The sequence below is a fragment of the Alicyclobacillus fastidiosus genome (genome assembly GCF_026651875.1).
Classification (GTDB): Bacteria; Bacillota; Bacilli; order Alicyclobacillales; family Alicyclobacillaceae; genus Alicyclobacillus; species Alicyclobacillus fastidiosus.
This window is the reverse complement of sequence record NZ_CP104067.1, coordinates 326,455-351,140: the sequence shown is the minus strand read 5'-3', so window position 1 is coordinate 351,140 and position 24,686 is coordinate 326,455. Positions and strand designations below refer to the sequence as shown.

16 protein-coding genes and 3 rRNA genes are annotated in these 24,686 nt (G+C 55.8%); 1 reads left to right on the top strand and 18 read right to left on the bottom strand.

Translation table 11 applies throughout. The features are described from left to right. Positions 1-261: 261 nt before the first annotated feature. The 18 genes from NZD89_RS01605 to spoIIE all read right to left on the bottom strand — a co-directional run bounded on the left by NZD89_RS01605 (position 262) and on the right by spoIIE (position 23,989). Positions 262-2,802: a beta-mannosidase gene (locus tag NZD89_RS01605; RefSeq protein WP_268006125.1), complete on the bottom strand. Its 2,541-nt coding sequence runs from the start codon at positions 2,800-2,802 to the stop codon at positions 262-264. 544 nt (positions 2,803-3,346) lie between these two features. After that, a 5S ribosomal RNA gene (rrf, locus tag NZD89_RS01600) occupies positions 3,347-3,461 on the bottom strand. A gap of 154 nt (positions 3,462-3,615) precedes the next feature. Then, a 23S ribosomal RNA gene (locus tag NZD89_RS01595) occupies positions 3,616-6,559 on the bottom strand. A gap of 329 nt (positions 6,560-6,888) precedes the next feature. Beyond that, a 16S ribosomal RNA gene (locus NZD89_RS01590) occupies positions 6,889-8,419 on the bottom strand. Together the 16S, 23S and 5S rRNA genes form the textbook arrangement of a ribosomal RNA operon. A gap of 509 nt (positions 8,420-8,928) precedes the next feature. Beyond that, positions 8,929-10,452 (bottom strand): lysine--tRNA ligase, encoded by a 1,524-nt coding sequence (gene lysS / locus NZD89_RS01585; RefSeq protein ID WP_268006124.1) that lies wholly within the window; start codon positions 10,450-10,452, stop codon positions 8,929-8,931. A 76-nt stretch (positions 10,453-10,528) separates the two neighbouring features. After that, a complete protein-coding gene (greA, locus tag NZD89_RS01580; protein WP_268006123.1) occupies positions 10,529-11,005 on the bottom strand; it encodes a transcription elongation factor GreA in 477 nt (158 codons plus the stop codon). Positions 11,006-11,197: 192 nt separating this feature from the next. After that, positions 11,198-11,425: a helix-turn-helix domain-containing protein gene (locus tag NZD89_RS01575; protein ID WP_268006122.1), complete on the bottom strand. Its 228-nt coding sequence runs from the start codon at positions 11,423-11,425 to the stop codon at positions 11,198-11,200. After that, positions 11,406-11,909 carry a 2-amino-4-hydroxy-6-hydroxymethyldihydropteridine diphosphokinase gene (gene folK / locus NZD89_RS01570; protein WP_268006121.1) on the bottom strand — a complete coding sequence of 168 codons (504 nt, stop codon included), beginning with the start codon at positions 11,907-11,909 and terminating at the stop codon, positions 11,406-11,408. Before folK ends, NZD89_RS01575 begins: the two co-directional genes overlap by 20 nt. Then, a complete protein-coding gene (gene folP, locus NZD89_RS01565) occupies positions 11,893-12,699 on the bottom strand; it encodes a dihydropteroate synthase (protein WP_268008362.1) in 807 nt (268 codons plus the stop codon). Before folP ends, folK begins: the two co-directional genes overlap by 17 nt. Further along, positions 12,699-13,586, bottom strand: coding sequence for an Hsp33 family molecular chaperone HslO (gene hslO, locus NZD89_RS01560; protein ID WP_268006120.1), 888 nt, complete (start codon positions 13,584-13,586; stop codon positions 12,699-12,701). The genes folP and hslO overlap by 1 nt, the downstream gene beginning before the upstream one ends. A 13-nt stretch (positions 13,587-13,599) precedes the next feature. Further along, positions 13,600-14,385: a type III pantothenate kinase gene (locus NZD89_RS01555; protein ID WP_268006119.1), complete on the bottom strand. Its 786-nt coding sequence runs from the start codon at positions 14,383-14,385 to the stop codon at positions 13,600-13,602. Positions 14,386-14,409: 24 nt separating this feature from the next. Then, entirely contained in the window at positions 14,410-15,495 is a 1,086-nt protein-coding gene (locus NZD89_RS01550; protein WP_268008361.1) for an HD-GYP domain-containing protein, read from the bottom strand. Positions 15,496-15,630: 135 nt separating this feature from the next. Beyond that, positions 15,631-17,451 carry an ATP-dependent zinc metalloprotease FtsH gene (ftsH, locus tag NZD89_RS01545; RefSeq protein ID WP_268006118.1) on the bottom strand — a complete coding sequence of 607 codons (1,821 nt, stop codon included), beginning with the start codon at positions 17,449-17,451 and terminating at the stop codon, positions 15,631-15,633. 80 nt (positions 17,452-17,531) lie between these two features. Continuing rightward, positions 17,532-18,083 carry a hypoxanthine phosphoribosyltransferase gene (gene hpt / locus NZD89_RS01540; protein WP_268006117.1) on the bottom strand — a complete coding sequence of 184 codons (552 nt, stop codon included), beginning with the start codon at positions 18,081-18,083 and terminating at the stop codon, positions 17,532-17,534. 19 nt (positions 18,084-18,102) lie between these two features. Next, the gene (tilS, locus tag NZD89_RS01535) at positions 18,103-19,563 is read right to left on the bottom strand and encodes a tRNA lysidine(34) synthetase TilS (RefSeq protein WP_268006116.1); all 1,461 of its coding nucleotides are present in this window, start codon (positions 19,561-19,563) and stop codon (positions 18,103-18,105) included. Between the two features lie 127 nt (positions 19,564-19,690). Beyond that, the gene (locus NZD89_RS01530; protein WP_268006115.1) at positions 19,691-20,716 is read right to left on the bottom strand and encodes a protein kinase domain-containing protein; all 1,026 of its coding nucleotides are present in this window, start codon (positions 20,714-20,716) and stop codon (positions 19,691-19,693) included. Beyond that, positions 20,713-21,450 (bottom strand): vWA domain-containing protein, encoded by a 738-nt coding sequence (locus NZD89_RS01525; protein WP_268006114.1) that lies wholly within the window; start codon positions 21,448-21,450, stop codon positions 20,713-20,715. Before NZD89_RS01525 ends, NZD89_RS01530 begins: the two co-directional genes overlap by 4 nt. 82 nt (positions 21,451-21,532) lie before the next feature. Continuing rightward, positions 21,533-23,989: a stage II sporulation protein E gene (gene spoIIE, locus NZD89_RS01520; RefSeq protein WP_268006113.1), complete on the bottom strand. Its 2,457-nt coding sequence runs from the start codon at positions 23,987-23,989 to the stop codon at positions 21,533-21,535. Between the two features lie 211 nt (positions 23,990-24,200). On the opposite strand from spoIIE, the gene NZD89_RS01515 reads away from it, so the two are divergent. Next, complete coding sequence (locus tag NZD89_RS01515) at positions 24,201-24,644, top strand: deoxycytidylate deaminase (RefSeq protein WP_268006112.1); 444 nt, start codon at positions 24,201-24,203, stop codon at positions 24,642-24,644. Positions 24,645-24,686: the final 42 nt, after the last annotated feature.

Below are 24,686 nucleotides of genomic sequence, written 5' to 3'. Positions count from 1 at the left end.
GTAGGAGTATAGCATGCATCCAGACGACATGTCAAATGCAGAATACCTATGTCGGGATAGTGCACATGACCCCAGTTACTGACCGGGATCGATGGAAGTTGTGAACAAGCACCGAACGCCAGTACACCGGGTGAAATGCACACCGGAAAGGGTTCCGGTGGACGCCGCGATACGAATTAGGCAAAACCCCAATTCGTATCGCCGCAACGTGATAGGAATCAACATCGCTACTTGTCCATCGGAACGAGAGGTTATATTACATTATTGAACGATAAATTCCGCCATCGAGCGGATGGTGATTGGACCAGGTTCCGCAGGGGAAAAAGCGTCCTCACCAGGCTTGCGCTGTAGGAACTGCAGCGTTTTCGGCACCCCGGGAATCAGGTCAAAATGGTTGTCCGAAAAAACACCTTCAAATTCGGAGGTAATCCACACGCTCTTGGCGAGTACATTGGTCTCCACGACGAAGGAGGAGCCGTCCCCGCCTTCGACTGGCTTCGCCGTGATGGACGGGAGTGGTAGCGCAATTTGGTTCGCCGGAACGAAGTAATGTTCCTTTGCGTCGATTACCTCGCCGTCTTGCTCCAACGTCACCAACAAGACGACGTCGTTCGGGTTGTGGGTCGCGACGAGATCGTCCACGGGAAGTGAAAGCACGACTTGCGCCGTGTTCGCCTTCACTTGCACTGTGTACGTCAGTTCCTTCAGCAATAGCCCTTTGAAGTCGAACAACTGCAGGTGCACGTTCCCCTTCGTCTCCTCTAAAACATCGGAGATGACATGGATTTCTAGCGCTCCGTCCGCGCCGCCAATCGATACCGCCACATCACGGAAGCTCTTCTTCGCGTAGTACTGGAGTGCCTTCCAGCGCCCGTAATAATCCATGCTCGACCACGATGCCACTGGCCAACAGTCGTTAATCTGCCAGTACAGCGTACCCATGCAGTACGGCTTCTTCCGACGGTGCGCTTCCATCGCCATTTTGATGGCCTCTGCCTGAAGCACCTGACTCATGTATAAGAAGGACGGGAAGTCCTTAGGTTGCTTGAAGTAGATGTCCATGTACTCCTTAATCAGGCGGTTTCCGTCACCACTTCGTTGGTGCCAACGCATCACGTCCGACTCCAATGCCATGTCGGCGTCGGTTGCGTAACTTTGAACCGTTTTCAATTCCGGGAACGATTGGAACCCGTATTCACTCATGAAGCGACCTAGATACACGTTGTAATTCGAGAATGGTTCTACCGCATGCCACACGCCCCAATAGTGAATATCACCAACCGAAGAGTCATTGCGAGCGTGCTGATCTTTATCGCGTGTGAGCGCCTGCATCGGCGAAGAAGGCCAGTAGTCGGCACCGGGTGCGAAGGATTCGACGACTTGCGGAAGCGTTTCGTGAAAAATGGCTTCGTAATCGCGCCAGATCTTTTCCCGAATCTCCGGGGCATACTGCTGTTTCCAACCCCAACCACCTTCTTCGTCGTACTGCGACCAAGCGGTGTCCATTTCGTTGTTGCCGCACCACAATACGATGGATGGGTGATTGCGCAGACGAGTGACGTTCTCCTCTGCCTCCATGCGCACATTCTTCAGAAATTCTTCATCGCCTGGGTACATGCTGCACGCAAACATGAAGTCTTGCCATACTAGCAGGCCATACTCATCGCACAGATTGTAAAAATCGTCATTCTCATAAAAGCCGCCGCCCCATACGCGAAGCATGTTCATGTTCGACTCCACGGCAGTGACAATCTCATGTTTGTATCGCTCGTACGAAACATCTGTCAGGAAGCTATCATTGGGAATGTGATTGGCACCCTTTGCAAATACAGGCACCCCATTCAGCTCAAAGTAGAACGACGTGCCTTGCGCGTCCTCGTCGCGGACCAGGCGAACGGATCGAAGGCCTGTTCTGACCGATTTCTGCGCGACGGCGGCATCGCCCTGAACGAGCGTAGCGGTAAACGTATACAAGTACTGTTCGCCTAGGCCTCGCGACCACCACAGTCTCGGGTTCTCCACCACGACATCTACATCAATCTGGTTTACCCCTGCCTCAAGCTTGACCATCCAGATAACGTCAACGCCCTCGGTGACAAGGTGAATAGCCCCGTCCCAACTGCCTTCGGACTCGATCTCGACAGCAGCCGTCAACTTCGCAGCAGTCGCAGTGACCTCCTTCTGATGGATGAACACGTCGGCGATGCGAGCGCGGGACCACCCCTCCAGCCACACGTCACGCCAGATGCCGCTCGTCACAAACCGAGGCCCCCAATCCCAGCCGTAATGGTATGGTGCCTTGCGCGCGAATACGCTGAGCTTGTTGTCGCCCAAGCCTCCACGCTCCGACTGGTCGTTTGTCGCAGGCAGCGCATAACCTAACCGTTCAAGCTTCGGCAGGTCCTCCTGAATCGGCGAACGGAAGTAGACGCGCAGCGTGTTACCCTCTGCCTTCAAAAGCCGCTTCACGTCAGCACGCCACGCCCTAAACATATTGTCGGCCGACAATATCTTCTCCTCATTGAGGTACACGTCGGCGTATGTGTCGAGGCCTGCGAACACGAGATTCACATTCGACGAGGTGAGGATGTCGTCCGGCACATCAAAGACACTGCTGTATTCCCAATCCTTTTTGTCGATCCACTGTAAGTCTCCTTCGTTTGTCCCATAAAACGGATGGGCAATGCGCTCATTTGTCAGCAAATCGGTATGAACACAGCCTGGGACCGCGGCCGGGAGCCAGTACTGCTCATCGGCCGACTTGAACCTCCAGTTTCCGATCAGGCACTTCGCTCCGCTCATAATATCCTCCTCGATCTCACCACAAAACCGTGACAATCCCCCACACCCACACAAACAGTAACCTATACTTATATCCTGTTAGCACTAACAAATATGTTTACGTTTGCAATGTATCATATGAGCGACGACTTTAGTGGTTCGGAATGTTTCCCCACTCCCGAAAACGTACTGAAACAGTAAAACCGATGCCATTTCACCTGAAGGCTGTTAGCAAATTGGCTCATTTGGTAATCGTGAAACCGTCGTTCCCACAACACTCACGCACGTAGCCGCGTCCCTCCCCGACCCCAAGGCACGCCCGTTCAAACCTCGCAATTCGATTTGCGCGGCATTAGCCTAACTTAAGCTAGTAATTATTTCCCCAGGGAATGTGTCACTTTTTAGGGTGCGAGCGAGGCATTACATAGGATACCAACTGTCTCCGACAAAACAGTACCAGGATTCGTTGCCAGTATATTCCCGACCTCATCATCGCCCAATCCCCGACCAACACAAAAAGACCCCGAGGTAGGCATTTCTGCTTCCCTCAGGGTCCAACTCATTCGCCTGGCAACGACCTACTTTCCCAGCCCCTCTCGGGACAAGTATCCTCGGCGCTGGAGGTCTTCACGTCCGTGTTCGGTATGGGTACGGGTGTTTCCTCCGCTATGGTCACCAGACCGCTTGGCGTTCAGGTATTCGTTCGCACGGCTTCGGCCTATCGGCCTGCAGATGTGCTACTCACACCTTCACTCAAGCTTCCAGTTACGTCGCTCCGTAACTTTGTCTTTATCCTCGCTCCTGAATCATGGAACAACCTCTTCTTCTGTTCATCGGGTGAAGCCCTCGACCGATTCGTATCTGTCCGCTCCACGTATCACTACGCTTCCACGCCAGACCGATCTACCTTGTCTTCTTCAAGGGGTCTTACTTCCCTAACGGAATGGGATACGTTATCTTGAGGCAGGCTTCGCGCTTAGATGCTTTCAGCGCTTATCCTTTCCCGACTTGGCTACCCAGCTATGCTTCTGGCGAAACAACTGGTACACCAGCGGTCGGTTCATCCCGGTCCTCTCGTACTAAGGACGACCCCTCTCACGTATCCTGCGCCCGCGGCAGATAGGGACCGAACTGTCTCACGACGTTCTGAACCCAGCTCGCGTACCGCTTTAATGGGCGAACAGCCCAACCCTTGGGACCGACTTCAGCCCCAGGATGCGATGAGCCGACATCGAGGTGCCAAACCTCCCCGTCGATGTGAACTCTTGGGGGAGATCAGCCTGTTATCCCCGGGGTAGCTTTTATCCGTTGAGCGATGGCCCTTCCACTCGGTGCCACCGGGTCACTAAGCCCGACTTTCGTCCCTGCTCGACCTGTCCGTCTCGCAGTCAAGCTCCCTTGTGCCTTTACACGCTTCGCGCGATTTCCATCCGCGCTGAGGGAACCTTTGGGCGCCTCCGTTACTCTTTAGGAGGCGACCGCCCCAGTCAAACTGTCCACCTGACACTGTCCCATGACCAGTTTCATGGCCATTGGTTAGAACACAAGTACCTCAAGGGTGGTATCCCAACGCCGACTCCACTCAGGCTGGCGCCCAAGCTTCTCTGTCTCCCACCTATCCTGTACATGACGTACCCGTATCCCATATCAAGCTACAGTCAAGCTCCACGGGGTCTTTCCGTCTAACCGCGGGTAACCTGCATCTTCACAGGTATTACAATTTCACCGGGTCTCTCGTTGAGACAGCGCCCAAGTCGTTACGCCTTTCGTGCGGGTCAGAACTTACCTGACAAGGAATTTCGCTACCTTAGGACCGTTATAGTTACGGCCGCCGTTTACTGGGGCTTCAATTCAGAGCTTCGCCTTGCGGCTTACCCCTCCTCTTAACCTTCCAGCACCGGGCAGGCGTCAGCCCCTATACTTCGCCTTTCGGCTTCGCAGAGACCTGTGTTTTTGCTAAACAGTCGCTTGGGCCTTTTCACTGCGGCTTCTCTCGAAGCGCCCCTTCTCCCGAAGTTACGGGGCCATTTTGCCGAGTTCCTTAACGAGAGTTCTCCCGCGCGCCTTCGTGTTCTCCACGCGCCCACCTGTGTCGGTTTCCGGTACGGGCACCTCACCACTCGCTAGAGGCTTTTCTTGGCAGTGTGACTTATGGGACTTCGGTACTGTACTTCCCTCCCCATCACAGCTCACGATTACCAGGGTGCGGATTTGCCTACACCCCTCGCTCGCTGCTTGGACGGCCTCTTCCATCCGGCCGCTTCCCTCAGCCTCCTGCGTCACCCCTTCGCTCAATCGCGATGTTGGTGGTACAGGAATTTCAACCTGTTGTCCTTCGACTACGCCTTTCGGCCTCGCCTTAGGTCCCGACTTACCCTGGGCGGACGAGCCTTCCCCAGGAAACCTTGGGCTTTCGGCGGACAAGATTCTCACTTGTCTTTTCGCTACTCATACCGGCATTCTCACTTCCATCCGCTCCACCAAACCTCTCAGTTCAGCTTCCCCGCAAATGGAACGCTCCCCTACCATGTTTCCATCCATAGCTTCGGTGTCTGGTTTAGCCCCGTTACATTTTCCGCGCAGCGCCACTCGACCAGTGAGCTATTACGCACTCTTTAAATGGTGGCTGCTTCTAAGCCAACATCCTGGTTGTCTGTGCAACGCCACATCGTTCCCCACTGAACCAGTACTTTGGGACCTTAGCTGTTGGTCTGGGCTGTTTCCCTCTTGACCACGGGTCTTATCACTCGTAGTCTGACTGCCAGGTTCTTCGACAAAGTGGCATTCGCAGTTTGACTAGGCTTGGTAACCCTCGCGGGCCCCGCACCCAATCAGTGCTCTACCTCCACTTCTCATTCCCTGACGCTAGCCCTCAAGCTATTTCGGGGAGAACCAGCTATCTCCGGGTTCGATTGGAATTTCTCCCCTACCCCCAGTTCATCCCCTGGCTTTTCAACGCCAGTGGGTTCGGGCCTCCATGCGGTGTTACCCGCACTTCACCCTGACCAGGGGTAGATCACCCGGTTTCGGGTCGATGACGACAAACTATACCGCCCTATTCAGACTCGCTTTCGCTTCGGCACAGGCTCCTTCGCCTTCACCTTGCTTGCCATCATCACTCGCCGGTTCATTCTACAAAAGGCACGCCGTCACATGTCATGCATGCTCCGACTGCTTGTAAGCACACGGTTTCAGGTTCTATTTCACTCCGCTCCCGCGGTTCTTTTCACCTTTCCCTCACGGTACTATCCGCTATCGGTCGCCAAGGAGTATTTAGCCTTAGGAGGTGGTCCTCCCAGATTCCCACGGGATTTCTCGTGTCCCGCAGTACTTGGGGTCTGTTGCACATTCCACAATCCGTTTCGGTTACCGGGCTCTCACCGTCTATGGCCGGCCTTCCCATGCCGTTCTCCTACGCATTGCTTCCTGCTGGCTCCCTGCAGGTTGCCACCAACAGCCCCTCGACCCCGCATACGCATCGACTGCAGTCTGTACCACGTATACGGTTTAGGCTTCTCCGCTTTCGCTCGCCACTACTTACGGAATCGCGTTCGCTTTCTTTTCCTCGAGGTACTTAGATGTTTCAGTTCCCTCGGTTGCCTCCGTACACCTATGTATTCAGTGTACGGTACTAGCGCTTCACACTAGCAGGTTTCCCCATTCGGACATCCACGGCTCAATGCTCGCTTACAGCTCCCCGTGGCATTTCGGTGTTCGCCCCGTCCTTCTTCGGCTCTTGGCGCCTAGGCATCCTCCGTGCGCTCTTTCTAACTTCACCGTTTTGACTTCCTAACCACAAACGTGATTATTCCATCTATAAATCCGGTTACGTTAACCTGTTACGCATTTACGGTTACCGGTTTTACTTATTCGAGGTTGTTCCATATTCAGTTGCCAAGGTACCTCGCGCCTTCCAATCTGCTTCGGATTCCTTCGTTGGTCGTCCTCTGACTCGCTCACGTACAAAAGTACGCTCGACTCATCATCGTCCTCCCGCCTTGTACTCCTCGCATCTTGAAACGCGCTTTGAGTTTGCTTCCACCTCATACGAGGCTTGGCTCCCTCAAAACTAAACACCCACGTCCTAAAAGCCTTGTTTCTCCGTAGAAAGGAGGTGATCCAGCCGCACCTTCCGATACGGCTACCTTGTTACGACTTCACCCCAATCATCAACCCCACCTTCGGCGGCTGGCTCCCTAAGGTTACCTCACCGACTTCGGGTGTTGCCGACTCTCGTGGTGTGACGGGCGGTGTGTACAAGGCCCGGGAACGGATTCACCGCGGCATGCTGATCCGCGATTACTAGCAATTCCGGCTTCATGCAGGCGAGTTGCAGCCTGCAATCCGAACTACGAACGGCTTTTTAGGTTTCGCTCCACCTCGCGGCTTCGCTTCCCGTTGTACCGCCCATTGTAGCACGTGTGTAGCCCAGGACATAAAGGGCATGATGATTTGACGTCATCCCCGCCTTCCTCCGACTTACGCCGGCAGTCACCTGTGAGTCCCCACCACTACGTGCTGGTAACACAGGTCAAGGGTTGCGCTCGTTGCGGGACTTAACCCAACATCTCACGACACGAGCTGACGACAACCATGCACCACCTGTCTCCTCTGCCCCGAAGGGAAGGACTATCTCTAGCCCGGTCAGAGGGATGTCAAGCCCTGGTAAGGTTCTTCGCGTTGCTTCGAATTAAACCACATGCTCCACTGCTTGTGCGGGCCCCCGTCAATTCCTTTGAGTTTCAGTCTTGCGACCGTACTCCCCAGGCGGAGTGCTTATTGGGTTTCCTTCGGCACTGGGGTGTGTCCCCCCAACACCTAGCACTCATCGTTTACGGCGTGGACTACCAGGGTATCTAATCCTGTTTGCTCCCCACGCTTTCGTGCCTCAGCGTCAGTCACTGTCCAGCAAGGCGCCTTCGCCACTGGTATTCCTCCACATATCTACGCATTTCACCGCTACACGTGGAATTCCCCTTGCCTCTCCAGCACTCAAGTTATGCAGTTTCCAAAGCAATCCCAAGGTTGAGCCTTGGACTTTCACTTCAGACTTACACAACCGCCTACGCACGCTTTACGCCCAGTGATTCCGGACAACGCTTGCCCCCTACGTATTACCGCGGCTGCTGGCACGTAGTTAGCCGGGGCTTCCTCACTCGGTACCGTCTCACAAGGAGCTTTCCACTCTCCTTGTCGCTCTCCCCGAGCAACAGAGCTTTACAACCCGAAGGCCTTCTTCGCTCACGCGGCGTTGCTCCGTCAGGCTTGCGCCCATTGCGGAAGATTCCCTACTGCTGCCTCCCGTAGGAGTCTGGGCCGTGTCTCAGTCCCAGTGTGGCCGGTCACCCTCTCAGGTCGGCTACGCATCGTCGCCTTGGTGGGCCGTTACCTCACCAACTAGCTAATGCGCCGCGGGCTCCTCTATCAGCGATGCAGTTGCACCTTTCAACACAGGAAGATGCCTCCCCGTGTGTCATCCGGCATTAGCACCCGTTTCCGAGTGTTATTCCAGTCTGACAGGCAGATTGCCCACGTGTTACTCACCCGTCCGCCGCTAACCCCGAAGGGTTCGCTCGACTTGCATGTATTAGGCACGCCGCCAGCGTTCGTCCTGAGCCAGGATCAAACTCTCAAAAAATGTTACTGGCGTTACTTCATAAATGTCTCGACGACGACTGTCGTCTCGACCGAAACTTTTAGGCGTGTGTGTTTAGTTTTCAAGGAACCAAATCAATCAGTGCCGCCGAAGCAGCTCAGACAATATACCACGAATCTATCTTCGCTGTCTACTGGAACATTTTGCTTCAACTCGGTCGAACGTTACGGTTCGAAGCTGTGAGCCAATCAACCAGCGACTTGGTATATCCTGTTTGTTCAGCAGTGCCGCCGAAGCGACGTCGATTAATATAGCACGCGGCTACAGAGTATGTCAAACATGATTTTTTACTTGAAGGACCGGACCGATGCGCGGCATCCGGAGAACACCAGATGGATGCGAGTGATGCGCTACGCTGCGAAATCGCCAGGAACACGATGCGCAAAAAAAGAGTCCGCCTGCTGGCGGACTCTCGTGCGCAAAAGGCTCGTCAAGCCTCGATGTCCTGCGCTTCGATGGCGCACTGCATCGAGGCGAATCCCCTCTGCGATTTACTCAGCGGATGCGGCTGCATCGTCTCCCTGATCCGTCTTTTGCTCCGCGCGTTCGCGCATGAGCGGGAACAAGAGGACGTCACGGATGGACGGTTGACCCGTCAACAACATGACGAGACGATCGATACCGATACCCAATCCCCCCGTCGGCGGCATACCATGTTCGAGGGCGGTGAGGAAGTCTTCGTCGAGATCTTGCGCTTCATCGTTGCCCGCTTCACGTTCCTTGAGTTGGGCGACGAACCGGTTGCGTTGATCGATCGGATCATTTAACTCGCTGAACGCATTCCCGTGTTCACGACCGACAATGAACAACTCGAAGCGGTCTGTGAAGCGCGGGTCGTCCACGTTCATCTTGGCAAGCGGTGAGATCTCCACCGGGTGCCCGTAGACAAACGTCGGTTGCACGAGCTTGTCCTCGACGCGCTGCTCAAAGAACTCGTTCAGAATATGACCATACGTCATGTGGTCCGTAATTTGAATGTGATGTTCCTTGGCCAAGCGACGGGCCTCGTCGTCGGACGTCACCGCGCGGAAGTCCACACCTGTATGCTCCTGGACGAGATCTGCCATGTGCGCCCGCCGCCACGGCGACTCTAGGTCGATGGTCCAGTCGCCGTATGTAAGATGAAGCGATCCGCTGACCTTTTGCGCAGCATACCGGATCATGCCCTCAGTGAGGTCCATGATGTCGTGGAAGTCGGCATACGCCTGATACAGTTCCAGCATCGTGAATTCTGGGTTGTGGCGCGTCGATACACCTTCGTTCCGGTACACGCGCCCGATTTCGTACACGCGCTCCAAACCGCCCACAATTAGCCGCTTGAGATGCAACTCAATGGCGATTCGAAGAAACAGGTCGATATCGAGGGCGTTGTGGTGTGTCGTAAACGGTCGTGCATGTGCACCGCTCGCAACTGCGTGCAGCGTTGGCGTTTCCACCTCGAGGTAGTCGCGCTCGTCGAGATATTGGCGAATCGCTTGAATAATCTTCGAACGCGCGATAAAAATATCGCGAACTTCAGGGTTTACGATGAGATCGAGATAGCGTTGGCGGTAGCGCGTCTCCACGTCCTTCAGGCCGTGGAACTTTTCCGGCAGCGGCCGCAATGCCTTCGAGAGCATGTCCAACTTTTCCGCAAGCACCGTGATCTCGCCGCGGTTCGTGCGAAACACCGTCCCCTCGATCCCGATGAAATCACCGAGGTCGAGCAGGTTGAAGACGTTGTATTGCGCCTCCCCCAGCACGTCGATCTTGGCGTAAATTTGAATACTTCCGGAGCGGTCATTGAGCACGGCGAACGACGCCTTTCCGTGCCCGCGGCGCACCATCAATCGCCCCGCAATCCGCACTCGAAGTGCCGCGCTTTCCAGTTGTTCCTTGTCCTTATCCGCACCAAATGCGAGGATTTCAGCGGCGTTGTGCGTGACCTCATAGCGATGGCCGAACGGGTCCACACCTTGTTCACGCATCTGGTTCATCTTGTCGATTCGGATTTGAATTAAATCCTGTTCCTCCATAGTCACCTCTCCAATGTAAACGGACGAGGAGGGTCCTCGTCCGGCCTGGAATCATTTGTGATGTATCATGAAAACGTTATCGTTTGATGTCGAGAATTTTGAATTGCAGGACGCCAGCGGGAACACTGACTTCGACGAGGGAACCGACGCTCTTTCCGAGCAGTGCTCGTCCGACCGGGGATTCGTTTGAGATCTTGTTTTGTGCCGGGTTTGCTTCCGCAGAGCCGACGATGGTGTATTGGATCTCTTCATCAAACTCGATGTCTTTCAACGTGACGGTAGAGCCGATGCTGACCACGTCGGTATCCACTTCGTCCTCATTGATGATACGAGCGTTGCGAAGCATCTTCTCCAAGGTCATAATGCGACCTTCGACGAACGCTTGTTCATTCTTCGCGTCTTCGTATTCGGAGTTTTCACTAATGTCTCCGTAACTAATTGCCAATTTAATGCGATCTGCCACTTCACGTCGCTTCACGCTTTTCAGTTGCTCAAGTTCGTCCTCGAGCTTCTTTAATCCTTCTGGTGTTAAGAGGACTTCTTTTTCGGCCATATAACTTCCGCTCCTTTATAAAACCAGTCGAACAGATACATATGCGTGAAGCCGATTGCCCATTCAGTCAGTACCAGCGTATGAACTCCGACCAGAATAGAAGAACATTGGTCGCCATGGGCGCCAACGTCTATGCGCCATTATAGAGACGGTCCCACACATTGTCAATCAATGAAAAGAGGGTGAGGATAGTCACATCATGCCGTTTAGTTCGCCATCGGCATCTCCAAATAGTTCCGCCTCGGTGACGTTGAGCAGCTCCGTCAGGCGCCGAATCAGCTGCGGTGACGGGGTGCGAGTTCCGCGCTCCAGGGACCCGACGATAGCGACGCTGACCCCGAGGAGCTCAGCCAGTTCGATTTGCGTCATGTGCTTTAATTTGCGATACGCTCGCATCTTTCTACCAAAAACGTCCGACATGGTGCACCTCGTCTTTCTGTCTCTGCTCCTCTGCAAGCGCGCTGATGTTTCGCCCGCCTAAACCTTTTTTGGCCGGAATCAGTTCAGCGAGTGGAACGAGAACAAACGCTCGCGCCCACATTCGAGGATGCGGGACCTGAAAGTCTTTAAAGCATATGTAGTCGTCGTCATACAGTAACACGTCACAATCGAGCGTCCGGGGACCAAAGCGAATATCGCGCACGCGCTTCGCCCGTCCCTCGATGTCCTGCAGAGCCGCCAGCAGTTGACGCGCCGTCAGCCGCGTTGACACGTGGACTACCATGTTCAGAAAATCCGGCTGATCCGCGTATCCCACTGGCGCCGTCTCGTACACCGACGAGCACCGGCAGGCCCCTAACTCACTTAGGGCGTCTACAGCGAATTTCAGGTGTTCGATCCGCCTTCCCAGATTGGAACCAATGCCGACGAACACATCGTGCATATCCCTAGTTGGTGACGACATTGCAAATCGCCTCCAACATTCTACATACGCGAACCGTCTCTTTGACGTCGTGAACGCGTACGATGCGAACGCCGTGCAACACGCCATATGCAACCGTTGCGAGCGTCCCTTCGAGCCGCTCGTCCACCGGTACTTCTAACGCGTTGCCGATGACCCGCTTGCGACTCGTCCCTAAGAGGACAGGGTACCCAAGATCACAGAACAGATCAATGTCACGCATGCAGCCCAGATTCTGCTCCTGAGTTTTTGCAAATCCAATCCCAGGGTCAACGATGATTCTGCGCGATTCTACGCCTGCGTCCAGCAGTCGCTCAACACCAAGTCTCGTCTCCTCGACGAAAACTTTGCTACCCAGTGTTCGATCGACGTGCGTCCGATTATGCATATATACATATTGCGCTGTACCGCGCCGCAACACCTGTGGCATCCGCGGGTCCCCACACGCGGAAATATCGTTGATGATCTGCACGCCGAGCACCATCGCCCGCTCCGCGGTACTGGCGTGGTACGTGTCAATCGAGATGGGAACTGGGATGTCCGGCAACAAAGCCTGCAACACCGGTTCCAACCTCGACCACTCGGTCTCGTCGTCGAGCGGCGTGTAGCCTGGACGGGTGCTTTCCGCGCCGATGTCCAACACGTCTGCGCCCGCCTCGATCAGTTCATACGCCCGCTCCACTGCGCCTTGGACTGTGTCGTATCTGCCACCGTCGGAAAATGAGTCCGGGGTCACGTTGAGGATGCCCATCACTTGCACATTCATCTGTGTCCACTTCCCCTCTCCGTTCATCACGCCTGTGGCTCTTCGTCGATTTGTTCAATCATGGCATCGAGATCGGACGCCGAAAAGTGGTATTTGTTTCCGCAAAAATGGCACGTGAGTTCCGCCTCGCCAGCCTCCTCGCGAAGGGTTGCGAGTTCTTCGCGCCCCAGGCTGATGAGTACGCGCGACAGTCGTTCATAAGAGCACGTACAGCGAAATTGCACATCGCTGATGTGGTGGATTTGAGCATCCGGGCAGAGTTTGAGCAAGAGCGCTTGCGCAGACGGATATTCCTGGAGAAAGTGAGTGACGCTCGGCACTTCTCGCAGGCGTTCCTCGACATACGCGATATCGCTCTCGTCATGGCCCGGCATCAACTGAATGAGAAATCCGCCGGCGACAATCGGCTGATCGTCGGTGCCAACTAGGACACCGGCGCCAACAGCCGACGGGACCTGCTCCGACGTGACAAAGTAGTACGTAAAATCATCCGCGATCTCGCCCGTCTGCAGTTCACTGCTCCCGGTGTAGAAGTCCTTCAGCCCCATATCCCGAATGACGTATAATTGCCCCTGTCCGACACCGCCGCCCACATCGAGCTTCGAAGCGGCGTTGAGTGGCAAGTCGACGTGCGGATTGTCGACATACCCTCGGACGGAGCCAGCCGGTGTCGCCTCCACCCAGATCTGGCCAATCGGGCCATCTCCGTCGATTTTGACCGTAATTCGCTCTTCGTTTTTCAGCATCGTCGCCATCATCGCCGTGATGGAGGCGGTTCGCCCCAGAGCGGCAGTGACCACCGGCCAGGTATCGTGCCGCCGCTGCAGTTCACCGACAAGGTCTGTAGTTAGGCAGGAAAAGATCAGTACGCGACCGTCGCGCGCCGTGGCGCGGATGACTGTATCCTTGTCCAATGAAAAATCCTCCTCACGATGTGCGTGGTTTGTAGGTATTGCGAGCCCAAAGCAACCGAAGTCCTTCAAGCGTTAGATGTGGATCTATGTGGTGCACCGTCTCCAGTCTATCCGCAATCAAATGTGACAGCCCACCTGTGACCACGACGTGAAATGGCAAGTCGAGTTCCCGCTTGACGCGATGGACAAGGCCGTCGACCATGGCGACGGCACCAAAGAGAATACCCGCTTGCATGCTAAGTGTAGTGCTGCGCTCGACGAGGCGATGAGGCCACACCATATCCACTTGTGGCAGGCGCGACGCCGACTCAAACAGCGCAGTCGCCCCCGTCATCAAGCCCGGAGCAATCGCACCACCCAGATACTGACCCGCGTCGTCGATGACGGACAGTGTGGTGGCTGTGCCGAGATCGACAATGATCAGTGGACTTTGATAGCGGTGCACGGCGGCGACCGCATTGGCAATCCGGTCTGCCCCCAGTTCCCGCGGATCCTCGTATCGGATGGGAATGCCCGTCTTGATGCCGGGCCCCACCACCAGCGGCGACACTTTAAAATACGTCTCGATGGCGCGGACGAACGTGTTCAAAAGCGGAGGAACCACACAACTGAGGATACAGTGCGTCACCTGCAGAGATGGTTCCAGAGTGGACAGGAGGATTCGAAATTGAAGCCCTAACTCGTCCGACGTGACTCTGTGCTCGGTGCGAATGCGCCACGACGCCAACAAGCAGTCGCCCTGGTAGACACCCAAACTCGTGTTTGTATTGCCAACATCGAGCACGAACAGCCTTTCCATAGATGTCCGACCTTTCGTGCGTGCTTAGGATTCACAAGTCACAATATGAATATCAGAAGCGGTCGCGAGATTCAACTCGTAAGGTGAGATTGGCTCTCCTCGTTCGTTTTCAATCGCCCGGACAACCGGGACTTGATGATTGTTCGCGGAGGGCTTGATCACCACCGCACAATCTCCATTTGAAAGACGAACGGTCATTCCGATTGGATAAATGGAAATGGTTGTCGAAAACGCATCGATAGCGGAACTCGACAATTTCGTCCCTTTGTCTGCCAAAAGGATGGCATATGCGTCGTGCGGTAAAAACGCTTGACGGTAGACTCGGTTTGCCGTCAATGCCTCGTACACGTCGACGACTGCAGTCAACTGCGCGAAGGGGTGGATCTCCGACTCCTTCAATCCCCAGGGATAACCGCTCCCATCAAGTCGTTCATGGTGTTGCAGGGCGATGAGAGACGACTTAGTCGAAAAGTCCCGCAGTTCCCTGAGCATGTCATATCCAAGCTGTGCATGTGATTGGACGGCGCGGTATTCCGCCTTGTCCAGCCGCCCAGGCTTTCGCAGGATCTCCTGTGGCAGGCGCATCTTGCCCACGTCGTGCAACAGCGTCCCCATCCCCAAGTCCACCAGGTCCGCGCTGGATAATCCGATATGAAGGCCGAGCGTCAACGCATAAAACGTGACGTTCACGGAGTGATGAAACAGTTCACCGTCTGTCAGATAGACAGATCCCAACTGCTCACCAGCGCCGTTATTCGCCTGCAACTGCTGGATGACGTCTTCAAGTAAGGAGCCAAACCGCTTGCGAAGGAACGTGGGCTTGAGTCGGTTGGAAAACCCTGAGACAGACAATTCCTCGAGCGTCTCATAGGTGACGTTCAACAGTTCTGCCTTCGTGACCTCTTCGACCATCTCCGTGACGATGACGTCATCCGTGCTTTTACTCTCGATGCAAACCGCCCGAATGCCCACTCTATTCAACCGTTTGATGAGACTTTCTGTGAGTACGATGCCCCGGGCCAAAAGAGTCCGTCCGCGTTCATCAGATACTCGCTGAGCGAGCGTACTCCCTGGCTTGATATATTTTAGTGCGACCCATCGCACAATCATCCCTCCGAACGGAGTAGCTATCAAGTTGTCGAAATATGTCCCCTTTTGGTATTCACAAAAAAGCCCCCGAGTTCCTGCCTCGGGGGCTTTTTTTCTAAATTTATCTGACCGCGATGACCAACTGCAATCGGGTGTTTATTTGTGCTCTTCCATAATCTCGCGGATTTCTTCCTCGTCCACGGTTTCCTTCTCGAGCAAGCGGTTTGCCAGTGCGTCCAGGCATGCGCGCTTGTCAGTCAGGATTTTGCGCGTGCGCTCGTAACACGTTTCGACAATTTCCTTCATTTCACGGTCGATTTCAAAGGCAACCTGGTCACTGTAGTTCGGCTCGCCCTGCAAATCCTTGCCGAGGAACACCTGACCGCCTTGACGGCTACCATACTGCACCGGCCCAAGTTTTTCGCTCATGCCGTACTCGGTGATCATGCTCCGTGCGATCCCGGTGACGCGCTCGAGGTCATTAGAAGCACCGGTGCTGATCTCGCCGAGGACGATCTCCTCTGCCACACGTCCACCAAGCAAGCCACAAATCTGATTGTACATGTTTTGACGAGTGATGAAGAATCGGTCTTCCTTCGGAAGGGTAACCGTGTATCCACCCGCCATTCCGCGCGGGATAATGGTAACCTTGTGCACCGTGTCACCTGTCTGCAGAAAGTAACCGACGACCGCGTGCCCCGATTCGTGGAAAGCCACCAACCTGCGCTCGTGTTCGCTGATCACGCGACTTCTCTTTTCAGGTCCAGCCATGACGCGGTCGATTGCCTCATCGATGTCGCTGTTCGTGATCTCTCGCTCACGCCGACGAGCAGCCAACAGCGCAGCCTCGTTCAAGACGTTCTCCAAATCCGCCCCAGTGAATCCCGGCGTCCGCTTCGCGATGACATCCATTTTGATGTCGCGAGCAAACGGTTTATTGCGCGCGTGCACGCGAAGGATTTCCTCGCGTCCCTTGACGTCCGGTCGGTTGACGATGATTTGACGGTCCATCCGGCCCGGGCGAAGCAACGCTGGGTCGAGAATGTCCGGCCTGTTCGTCGCGGCGATGATGATAATACCCTCGTTCGCCGAGAAGCCGTCCATCTCGACGAGCAACTGGTTCAGCGTCTGCTCGCGTTCGTCGTGGCCGCCGCCGAGACCAGCGCCGCGATGGCGCCCAACGGCGTCGATTTCGTCGATAAAGATAATACAAGGAGCGTTTTTCTTCGCGTTCTCAAACAGGTCGCGCACGCGGGAAGCGCCGACGCCTACGAACATCTCGACGAAGTCGGAACCGCTGATACTGAAAAACGGAACGCCTGCTTCACCCGCCACCGCTCTCGCCAACAGCGTCTTACCAGTACCCGGAGGGCCGACGAGCAGAACGCCTTTCGGAATTCGCGCACCGAGTGCGGAAAACCGCTTCGGATCTTTGAGAAACTCGACAATTTCGACGAGTTCTTCCTTCTCCTCATCCGCACCGGCCACGTCTGCAAACGTGATCTTCCGCTTTTCCTCCGAGTACAGCCGCGCACGGCTCTTGCCGAAGTTCATCACTCGACTGCCGCCGCCCTGCGCCTGATTGAACAGGAAGAACATCAAGATGAACAAGAACACGAACGGTACAACCGACTCGAGGAATTGAATCCACACACTCGCCTTGGGCTGAGGCGATACGTTAAACGACACGTTGTTGGCCGTCAGTGTCGGATATAGGTTATCGTCGTAGAGCGCTCTCGTCTCAAATTTCTTACCATTCTTCAACTGTCCATCCAAGATCGCCGTCAGGCCCTCAGGCGTCACCTGAACCGGTTGGCTAGAACTGGAGCTGATTTGCCCCTGCTTCATTTCCTGGACAAATTGACTGTATGGAATCGTCTGCCGCGTGTGATCTGAGCCCGTCAGATACTGCACGACACCGACAATCGCTAATAAAATGAGCACGTAAAATACGATACTCCGATAGAACTTGTTCATGCCCTACCTCCTCTCGGTCATGGCGGGAATATTGTACCATACGCTCGAAACCCTTCCTAGTCGCGCAAGGTGACTCCCCGTCAGTCCGTTTTGCTTGTCGCATAGATGTCAGATTTTAAGACGCCCACAAACGGCAAGTTGCGGTACTGCTCTGCATAGTCGAGACCATAACCGACAATAAAGGCATTGGGCACGGTAAATCCGTAGTAGTCGGGAGCAATGTCGACTTTGCGTCCGCTCGGTTTGTCAAACAGTGACACAATCTTGACGGATGCAGCATGGCGATGCATCAGCGCATCGCGTAAGTACTTCAGGGTCAGTCCCGTGTCGACGATGTCCTCCACGATGACGACGTGCCGTCCTTCGATGGACCGCTCCAGGTCCTTCAAGATCCGCACCACACCAGATGATTGCGAGGAGGCGCCATAGCTCGAAATCGCCATGAAGTCCATCTCCATCGGGACGTTTACCCGTTTCACCAGGTCGGCCATGAAGAGTGTCGCACCCTTCAGGATGCAAATAAACAGCGGATTCTTTCCTCGGTAGTCCTCTGTAAGCTGATTGCCCAGCTCCAAAACCTTGCTCAAAATCGTTTGTTCGTCAAATAGAATGCTTTCTACGTCGGGATGCATGTGTGCCTCCTAGTACGTGTTATTCACTTATCATACGTCGTGTACCCCGCGACAATGTCCCAATTTGTTGGCGAGCATCACGATTCATGTGTGCCACGACGACCAACACATCCCTGTCCGCCGCCTGTACCGTCTGTACTTCTGTACGGACCAGACCTGGCAGCCAAACGACTTCTCCATTCACGGTAACGATGGGCCACTGTGATCGAAAAGAACGGGGAACTTTTTTGTCGGTGTATATGTCCTGGAGCTTTTTCGATCCGTTTAAGCCCAAGGGGCGAATCCGGACCGCTGTGGGTAGGCCGACAGAGACCTCCAGTGCCCTTCCCGCCGGCAGGCATAACCGCCACAACCCTTTGCAACGCGCGCAGAGATCGTCCCGATTGCGGGTGACCACCGCGAAGAATCGCCAACGGGCCAATGGGCCCTCCAACGTGAGACGGTGATTCTCCGCTGGATCCCAGCCGGTAGTCGACGGCAGAGCGACTGCAGAGAATCGAGACGGATACCCTATGTACAGACTTTCGTAGCTCCTCCATACGTGGATCCCACGCGGAAGTTGGAGACTACTCCCTGTTCCACTCGCTCCCGCCAGTTGCCGCACGGCTTCGAGATGCCGCTGCGTCCAGCCTACAGATGCGAAACAATTCAATAGTATGTGAATCAGTCGACGTTGTAAAGAAACGTGCGCGGCGTTGAACAGGTCGCGATGGACCTGAAACAGCCCATCCCCCCGCGTCACGACGGCCCGTTCCTTTAGTGCCTGTGCGGCGGCCGTCAGATAGTCGTCATCGTCTTGTAATGCCCCGGTCAACCGCGCCGTGAGCGCCCCGATCTCGGGCTGCAGATGGCGGAGTCTGGGGACCACGTGGTGACGAAGGTAATTGCGCGAGAACCGGTCGTCTTGATTGGTCTCGTCCTCCACATAGGGTACTTGGTTCGCCGCGGCGTACTCTGCCAGTCCCACTTTGGACAGCGCGAGCAGCGGGCGCAGGATGGGGATCCCCTCTCGCGTCGTGATGGCTCGCATCCCCGAGAGGCCGTGTAGCCCCGCACCGCGAAGCCAGCGCATGAGCACGGTCTCCACTTGATCATCCTGGTGGTGTGCGAGGATCACCACCGGGTTTATGTGCCTTTGCGCCTCGGCTAAAAATGCCTCATACCTGGCCGTTCGCGCGGCGGCTTCCAAACCTTCACCGGAGTTCATGTCCACCTGTACCCTGACCGATTTGTGGGCAATTCCCAATGCACGACAGTATTGATTCACAAGTGCTGCGTCGCGGTCGGCTGTCTGCCGCAACCCGTGGTGTACGTGGAGTGCGAGGAGGGATCGAAAAAGGGGTGGCCTCTGTGCCGACAACGCGTGCAGAACGTGCAGCATCGTCATGGAATCTAGCCCACCCGATACACCTACGATGAGTGTGTTTTGAGAAACGGTATACTGCTCGAAAAACCGCCTTACTGTGTCCGCCACTTGCATAACTGTGTCTCACTTCCGACTGACGACTTACGACCGACTGCGCCATCCGCGTAGCATTGCCCGCTTATGCGCTGACTTGGCCTATTGACTCATCCCCATCTTAACAGAGGGATACGTAAGTTCATAACTATCGAAGATATTCCGCCCACGCGCCCGCGGTCGAGATCACAGCGCAGGTCAACGCCCACCACATGAGACGTTCCGTCCAGTCCGCAGACCGCCTTCGGGCCTTCGCCGAACTGTGCACAGGCTTGTTCCCAAACGGCCCGCGCCGTTGCCCTGCGGTAGGCGCTGTGGCGGAACGAGGGGCCCGCGTCCGAGCCTTTGGCGCGCTTTGTTTCACCACGCTCGTCGACCGGAGATTCAGCGTATAGAGGCGGCGCACGAACTCGTCCGCAGTGTGGATGCGCCCGCGCACGGCATCCTCCAACATGGCGCCGACAGATTTGTCGTGCCGCCCGCGAATCGAGCGCAGAATCCAGGCTTGCCGGCGTTCCACGGGCCACTGCGGCAAGCTCTGCGGTACGGACTCGAACAGCGTGGCCACCATCAGCGCAACCGCCTCGATGTCGTAGCGCGCAGACGCGCGCCGCTCGCCAAATCCCCAGTACGCGGCGTCGGATGTCGGCGTGAATTGGCGGACGGATCTGCCAAAGGGGGTGACCCCACCCACGTCGACGAACCGGACGCACTGGTTTTTGCGCAAATCCACGAGGAGGTTCTGCGGTTTGACGTCACAAAACGCGTGCTGCGACTTGTGCAAGGCTCGCAGGCCGTATCCTACGCCGAGCAAGACGCGCTTCACGTCGTGCGAGCTGAGCGTCTTCCAGATCTCGTCGAGGGGTCTGCCCTCGACCTGCTCCATAACATAAAAGTACAGCGCGGGATGCGTCGCGCTGTCGTCGATACAGTGTGGCTTGGGAAACGCGAAGCCGGTCGAGCTCAACTGTTCGAGCAGTCCCCATTCAAACGCGACCGCGCCGACGTCATCACACACTTTCATCGCGTACAGGGCGCCATCGGTGCCGCGCACGGAGTAGACGGCGCCGTTTGCACCTGCGCCCAGTTGCGCCTGTACCGTCCACTCCTGTCGACTCCACTTGCCGACGACCCTGTCTCCGGGCCGAAGCGGCGTGCGCTGTGCCGCATTCATGCGTAGTCTCGCCTCGGGCCATCGTGTTCATCCTGCGAAGGGCCGTTGCGCACGTTCTTGATAAGGCTTATCGCGTGTCGAATCGCAGGCCCAGTTGGCGTGCCCCCGCGGGCCTGAAGCGAAGTCTCGAGTTCCTTCATATCGACTTGGTCGGAGAAATCCTGAATCAGCTTGGTCGGCTGCTCTCCGTGCCCAGGGAACGACACCACCGCCACTCGCGAGGTACCCAAGCGGACCTGAAGGGATAGCGCAAGGTCGCGAACCGCCTCCCGGACCGTCGGGATCTTGTCCTTCATGCTGGCGCTCGTGTCGATGGCGACCACGAGATGGAGGCCCACCTCCTCCTCCAACTTGTCGACCACTTGCATCACGCGGCTACGCTCCGTCGGCGGTAACTCCTCCGTCGTTTTCCCCATAACGCTCTGGAGTTCCTGATTGACCACCTGTTGGAGGGTCATTTGCATCGTCTGGTGGGTCATCATCTGTGCTGTGGCGGAGAGGTCAACTGGGTGCACGATACGGCACATCCCGCCGCCCGAATCTGCGATGGACATCGCCTCGTCGCGCCCCTGGTCGCCCATCTCCCCCTTGTCCACGACTCCGATGACGTTGACGACAATCCCTCGTCGATGTGCCTCTGCAGCACACATAATCGGATCTTCACCAATATTGGAGTACCCGTCTGTAATGACGAGAATTTGACGAATCATTGCCTCTTTACTCAATGAACCCACCTCCGCATTGTTCTATGTCCAGTATGGACGCGAGAGGTGGGCTTCATTCACTTAACGCTATGAAATTTTGAAAGGACGTCGGTTAAGCTCCACGGCGTTTCATTGGCTTTCGTAAACTCGGCACGCTCGGCAGTTTAATCGCGGCCCACTCCTGTTCTCGGTGCTCGACTACGGCGACAACCACAGTCATGTCGTCGCGGATGGCGCCGTGGTTCATCCGAACCGCCGTCTCGATCAGCGTGTCCGCGATGTCCTGCGGGTTCGTGGTCTCCAACTTCGCAATGACTGACCGAAGCCAAGTTTCACTATCGTAATTGTGCGGCGGCGCGTCGTATAGCCCGTCCGACATCAGCACCAAAATATCCCCGGCCCGCAGTTGGTGTTCGATAGACTGCACTTCGATATCCTGCAAGATGCCAATCGGCACGTTATCCCCCGTGATCTCGATGACCTCGTTCCCGCGTTTGATGTAGCTCGGCGCGGACCCGACCTTTAAGAAGTCGGCCTTCGCGTTGAACAGGTCGATGAGCGCCATGTCGAGCGTCGTGAACATCTCGTCTCGCGATCTCAACAGCAACGTGGAGTTTACGGTTCGAATCGCCAATTTTTCGTCGAACCCTGCCTTCATTAGTTTCTTGAGCAAATCGATGGCCGCCTTCGACTCCCGGTTGGCGCGCTCGCCGTTGCCCATCCCGTCACTGACTGCCACCGCGTAGCGCCCGTTGCCGAGATCGACACTGGTGTGTGTGTCCCCCGAGACAATTCTGCCGTCTCTCGCCACCGTCGCCACGGCGGTATTGACCTGGAACAACCGGGCGGACGCAAAGACGCTCGTGCAAGGTCCCCCTTCGTGCTGTTGCTGAACTTGTGCGACGCTGATGTGTTCCCCAAGGATGCCCGAGAGCAGCGGGGCGATCATCCGAGCTGAGTTTTCGTAAGCCCCTTCCGTCGGCTGTGTCACTTCGATTTCCACTTTACCCGGCTCGAGACTCACGATGTGAACGTCGTCGACGTACAGCCCGAGCTGCTCCAACGCCGCGATGATCTGTTCCTCGTCGGAAAGGGACGATTTGTGGTCCTCGTCCATCTCGATGGCCATGCCCCGCACCGCGGATGCGACCCCAGACAGCTGGGCAGAGAGCAAGGTCCGTTGTTCGCGGAGTTTTTTCATCCACTTGGCATCCCGATTCGTGATATCGAGATTGTAGCGCAGCGTACTCATCAGCGGATCGAGTCGAATGCACCGCTCTTTCATCTCCGGGCTGGCGTTCGCCCGTCGACCTCCCGCTGATTCGATGTTGCGCAACGTGTTGGCCATCGCGTGATACGTCTGCATGCTCTCCTTGTCCCAGCACTTCGCTTTGCGTGGACAAAGTGCACAGACGTGTTGCGAAGTGGCGGAGACGATCTGCGTAACGAGCTGTTGCGCGGCTGCATACTCAGTCTCTCCTGTATCGCTAAACGACTTGGAGAGTTCGTCGAACACTTGGCTGACCTCATGAATCTTCTCCGTGAGCAAGGCGTTTACGCGCTGTACCCTCTCCCGCTCGGATTGGGTGTGTTCGCGCGTACCTGGCACATACGTCCGCAATTCGTTCTCGAGTCGTTTGGGCGTCATGAAGTAGAGCACCGACGCGATGCCGGCGGTCAACAGGCCGACGAGGAGCGTGTGTACATTGTAGGCGTATGTGGCCGTCAACACGGTCGTACTCAACACAAACGACACACTGACAAAAAAGCGGTTTGTATCCCGCAACAGCCCACCGAGTAGGGCCGCAAATCCGAGAATGGCAACCTGTGACAACGACGCCTGGTGGTTCAACAGTGTCAGCATGCTCACCACAATCGCGCCTGCGGCGCCGACACCGATACCCGCGCAGGTCATGACCAGCACAATCCAGTCCACGGCCACCCCAGATAGGGCCACTCCTTTGATCTCCAGTCCACTAAAGCCCATTACCACCGACGCCACCAAGATCACGACACTAATAATTTGCTCATATTTCAATGTACGAGTATGTTCCTGACCGATAAACAAACTCATGCATTGAATGAAGATGAGCGATAAGATGGTGACGAGCGCAGCCTGGGCCAACGCGATGAGGACGTCGTACTTTGTCCACACGGTGCCAATCATGGCGAGCTTGGCGACCAGCGATACGATACCGGCCGTGATTGGTATGAAATGCAGGTCAGGCGACTTTTTGCGGAACACATACCGCCGTGCGACGCGATAGAGGAGCAGCTCCACCAGCATCGTGATGGCAGCGAGCGTCCCGCCGACCGTATAGCTCCCCGCTATCGCGAGGTACGCCGGCCAAGCCCGCTTTCTGCCTGCGACCTCTGACAGGACAGCGAAGTAAGCGAGTCCGAACGGGGATACAACATGTTCTATGTTGGCACGTCCTAACAAAAAACCAATTGCCGTCAGGACAAGTACGCGCCGCCACGCATGCCAAGTCCAACGTGGCAAGGGAACGACCTGTGAACTTGTCCGATTGTCCGTTGCACTGTTGTGCATCAGGGATAATTGCGCCATGACACGCGCTCCTTCCAGTAATGTGTATGGCCATTATACGAAGGTGATGACAAATATTTTGTCAAACTGCGTCACGGCGACCGATAAATATTCCGACAATTTATGATGCCAATCGTGCTTGTCTGCGCCTATGGGGAACTCGCCCTGCTTCGAGCACGGCTGTGGACGAGTGGAAACATCATACCAGCATAAGTTACAAGGAGGAATTTACGTGTCCGAACCTTCATCAAATCGCCCATCCTGGGACGAGTATTTCATGATGATGGCCCGCGATGTCGTCGCGCAGCGGGCCACGTGTAACCGGCGGAAAGTGGGTGCCGTCATCGTTCGCAACAAGCGGATTCTCACGACCGGCTACAACGGCTCCCCGCCTGGGATGCCACACTGCACAGACGTGGGTTGTTGGGAAGTAGACGGTCACTGTATCCGAACCATCCACGCCGAACAAAACGCGATTGCACAAGCGGCACTACACGGCGTAAGCACGGATGGAGCCACCATCTACATCACTGCGGCGCCCTGTGTGAATTGTGCAAAACTGCTGATTGCATCTGGTATTTCACGCGTGGTTTACGCGGACGAGTACACCGATTCTCTGGGTCAACAGGTCCTCGAGGAAAAGGGCATACAGTGTGAACAATACGGAGGGCGCTAACCACATTCACGTCCCGACACGAATCGGTGCGAAGCGGCGAAT

What these genes read in the sequence shown, in the direction of transcription:
- NZD89_RS01605 (WP_268006125.1), bottom strand. Translation starts at nt 2,802, where the DNA reads ATGAGCGGAGCGAAGTGCCTGATCGGAAACTGGAGGTTCAAGTCGGCC.
- lysS (WP_268006124.1), bottom strand. Translation starts at nt 10,452, where the DNA reads ATGGAGGAACAGGATTTAATTCAAATCCGAATCGACAAGATGAACCAG.
- greA (WP_268006123.1), bottom strand. Translation starts at nt 11,005, where the DNA reads ATGGCCGAAAAAGAAGTCCTCTTAACACCAGAAGGATTAAAGAAGCTC.
- NZD89_RS01575 (WP_268006122.1), bottom strand. Translation starts at nt 11,425, where the DNA reads ATGTCGGACGTTTTTGGTAGAAAGATGCGAGCGTATCGCAAATTAAAG.
- folK (WP_268006121.1), bottom strand. Translation starts at nt 11,909, where the DNA reads ATGTCGTCACCAACTAGGGATATGCACGATGTGTTCGTCGGCATTGGT.
- folP (WP_268008362.1), bottom strand. Translation starts at nt 12,699, where the DNA reads ATGAACGGAGAGGGGAAGTGGACACAGATGAATGTGCAAGTGATGGGC.
- NZD89_RS01555 (WP_268006119.1), bottom strand. Translation starts at nt 14,385, where the DNA reads ATGGAAAGGCTGTTCGTGCTCGATGTTGGCAATACAAACACGAGTTTG.
- NZD89_RS01550 (WP_268008361.1), bottom strand. Translation starts at nt 15,495, where the DNA reads ATGATTGTGCGATGGGTCGCACTAAAATATATCAAGCCAGGGAGTACG.
- ftsH (WP_268006118.1), bottom strand. Translation starts at nt 17,451, where the DNA reads ATGAACAAGTTCTATCGGAGTATCGTATTTTACGTGCTCATTTTATTA.
- hpt (WP_268006117.1), bottom strand. Translation starts at nt 18,083, where the DNA reads ATGCATCCCGACGTAGAAAGCATTCTATTTGACGAACAAACGATTTTG.
- tilS (WP_268006116.1), bottom strand. Translation starts at nt 19,563, where the DNA reads ATGCAAGTGGCGGACACAGTAAGGCGGTTTTTCGAGCAGTATACCGTT.
- NZD89_RS01530 (WP_268006115.1), bottom strand. Translation starts at nt 20,716, where the DNA reads ATGAATGCGGCACAGCGCACGCCGCTTCGGCCCGGAGACAGGGTCGTC.
- spoIIE (WP_268006113.1), bottom strand. Translation starts at nt 23,989, where the DNA reads ATGGCGCAATTATCCCTGATGCACAACAGTGCAACGGACAATCGGACA.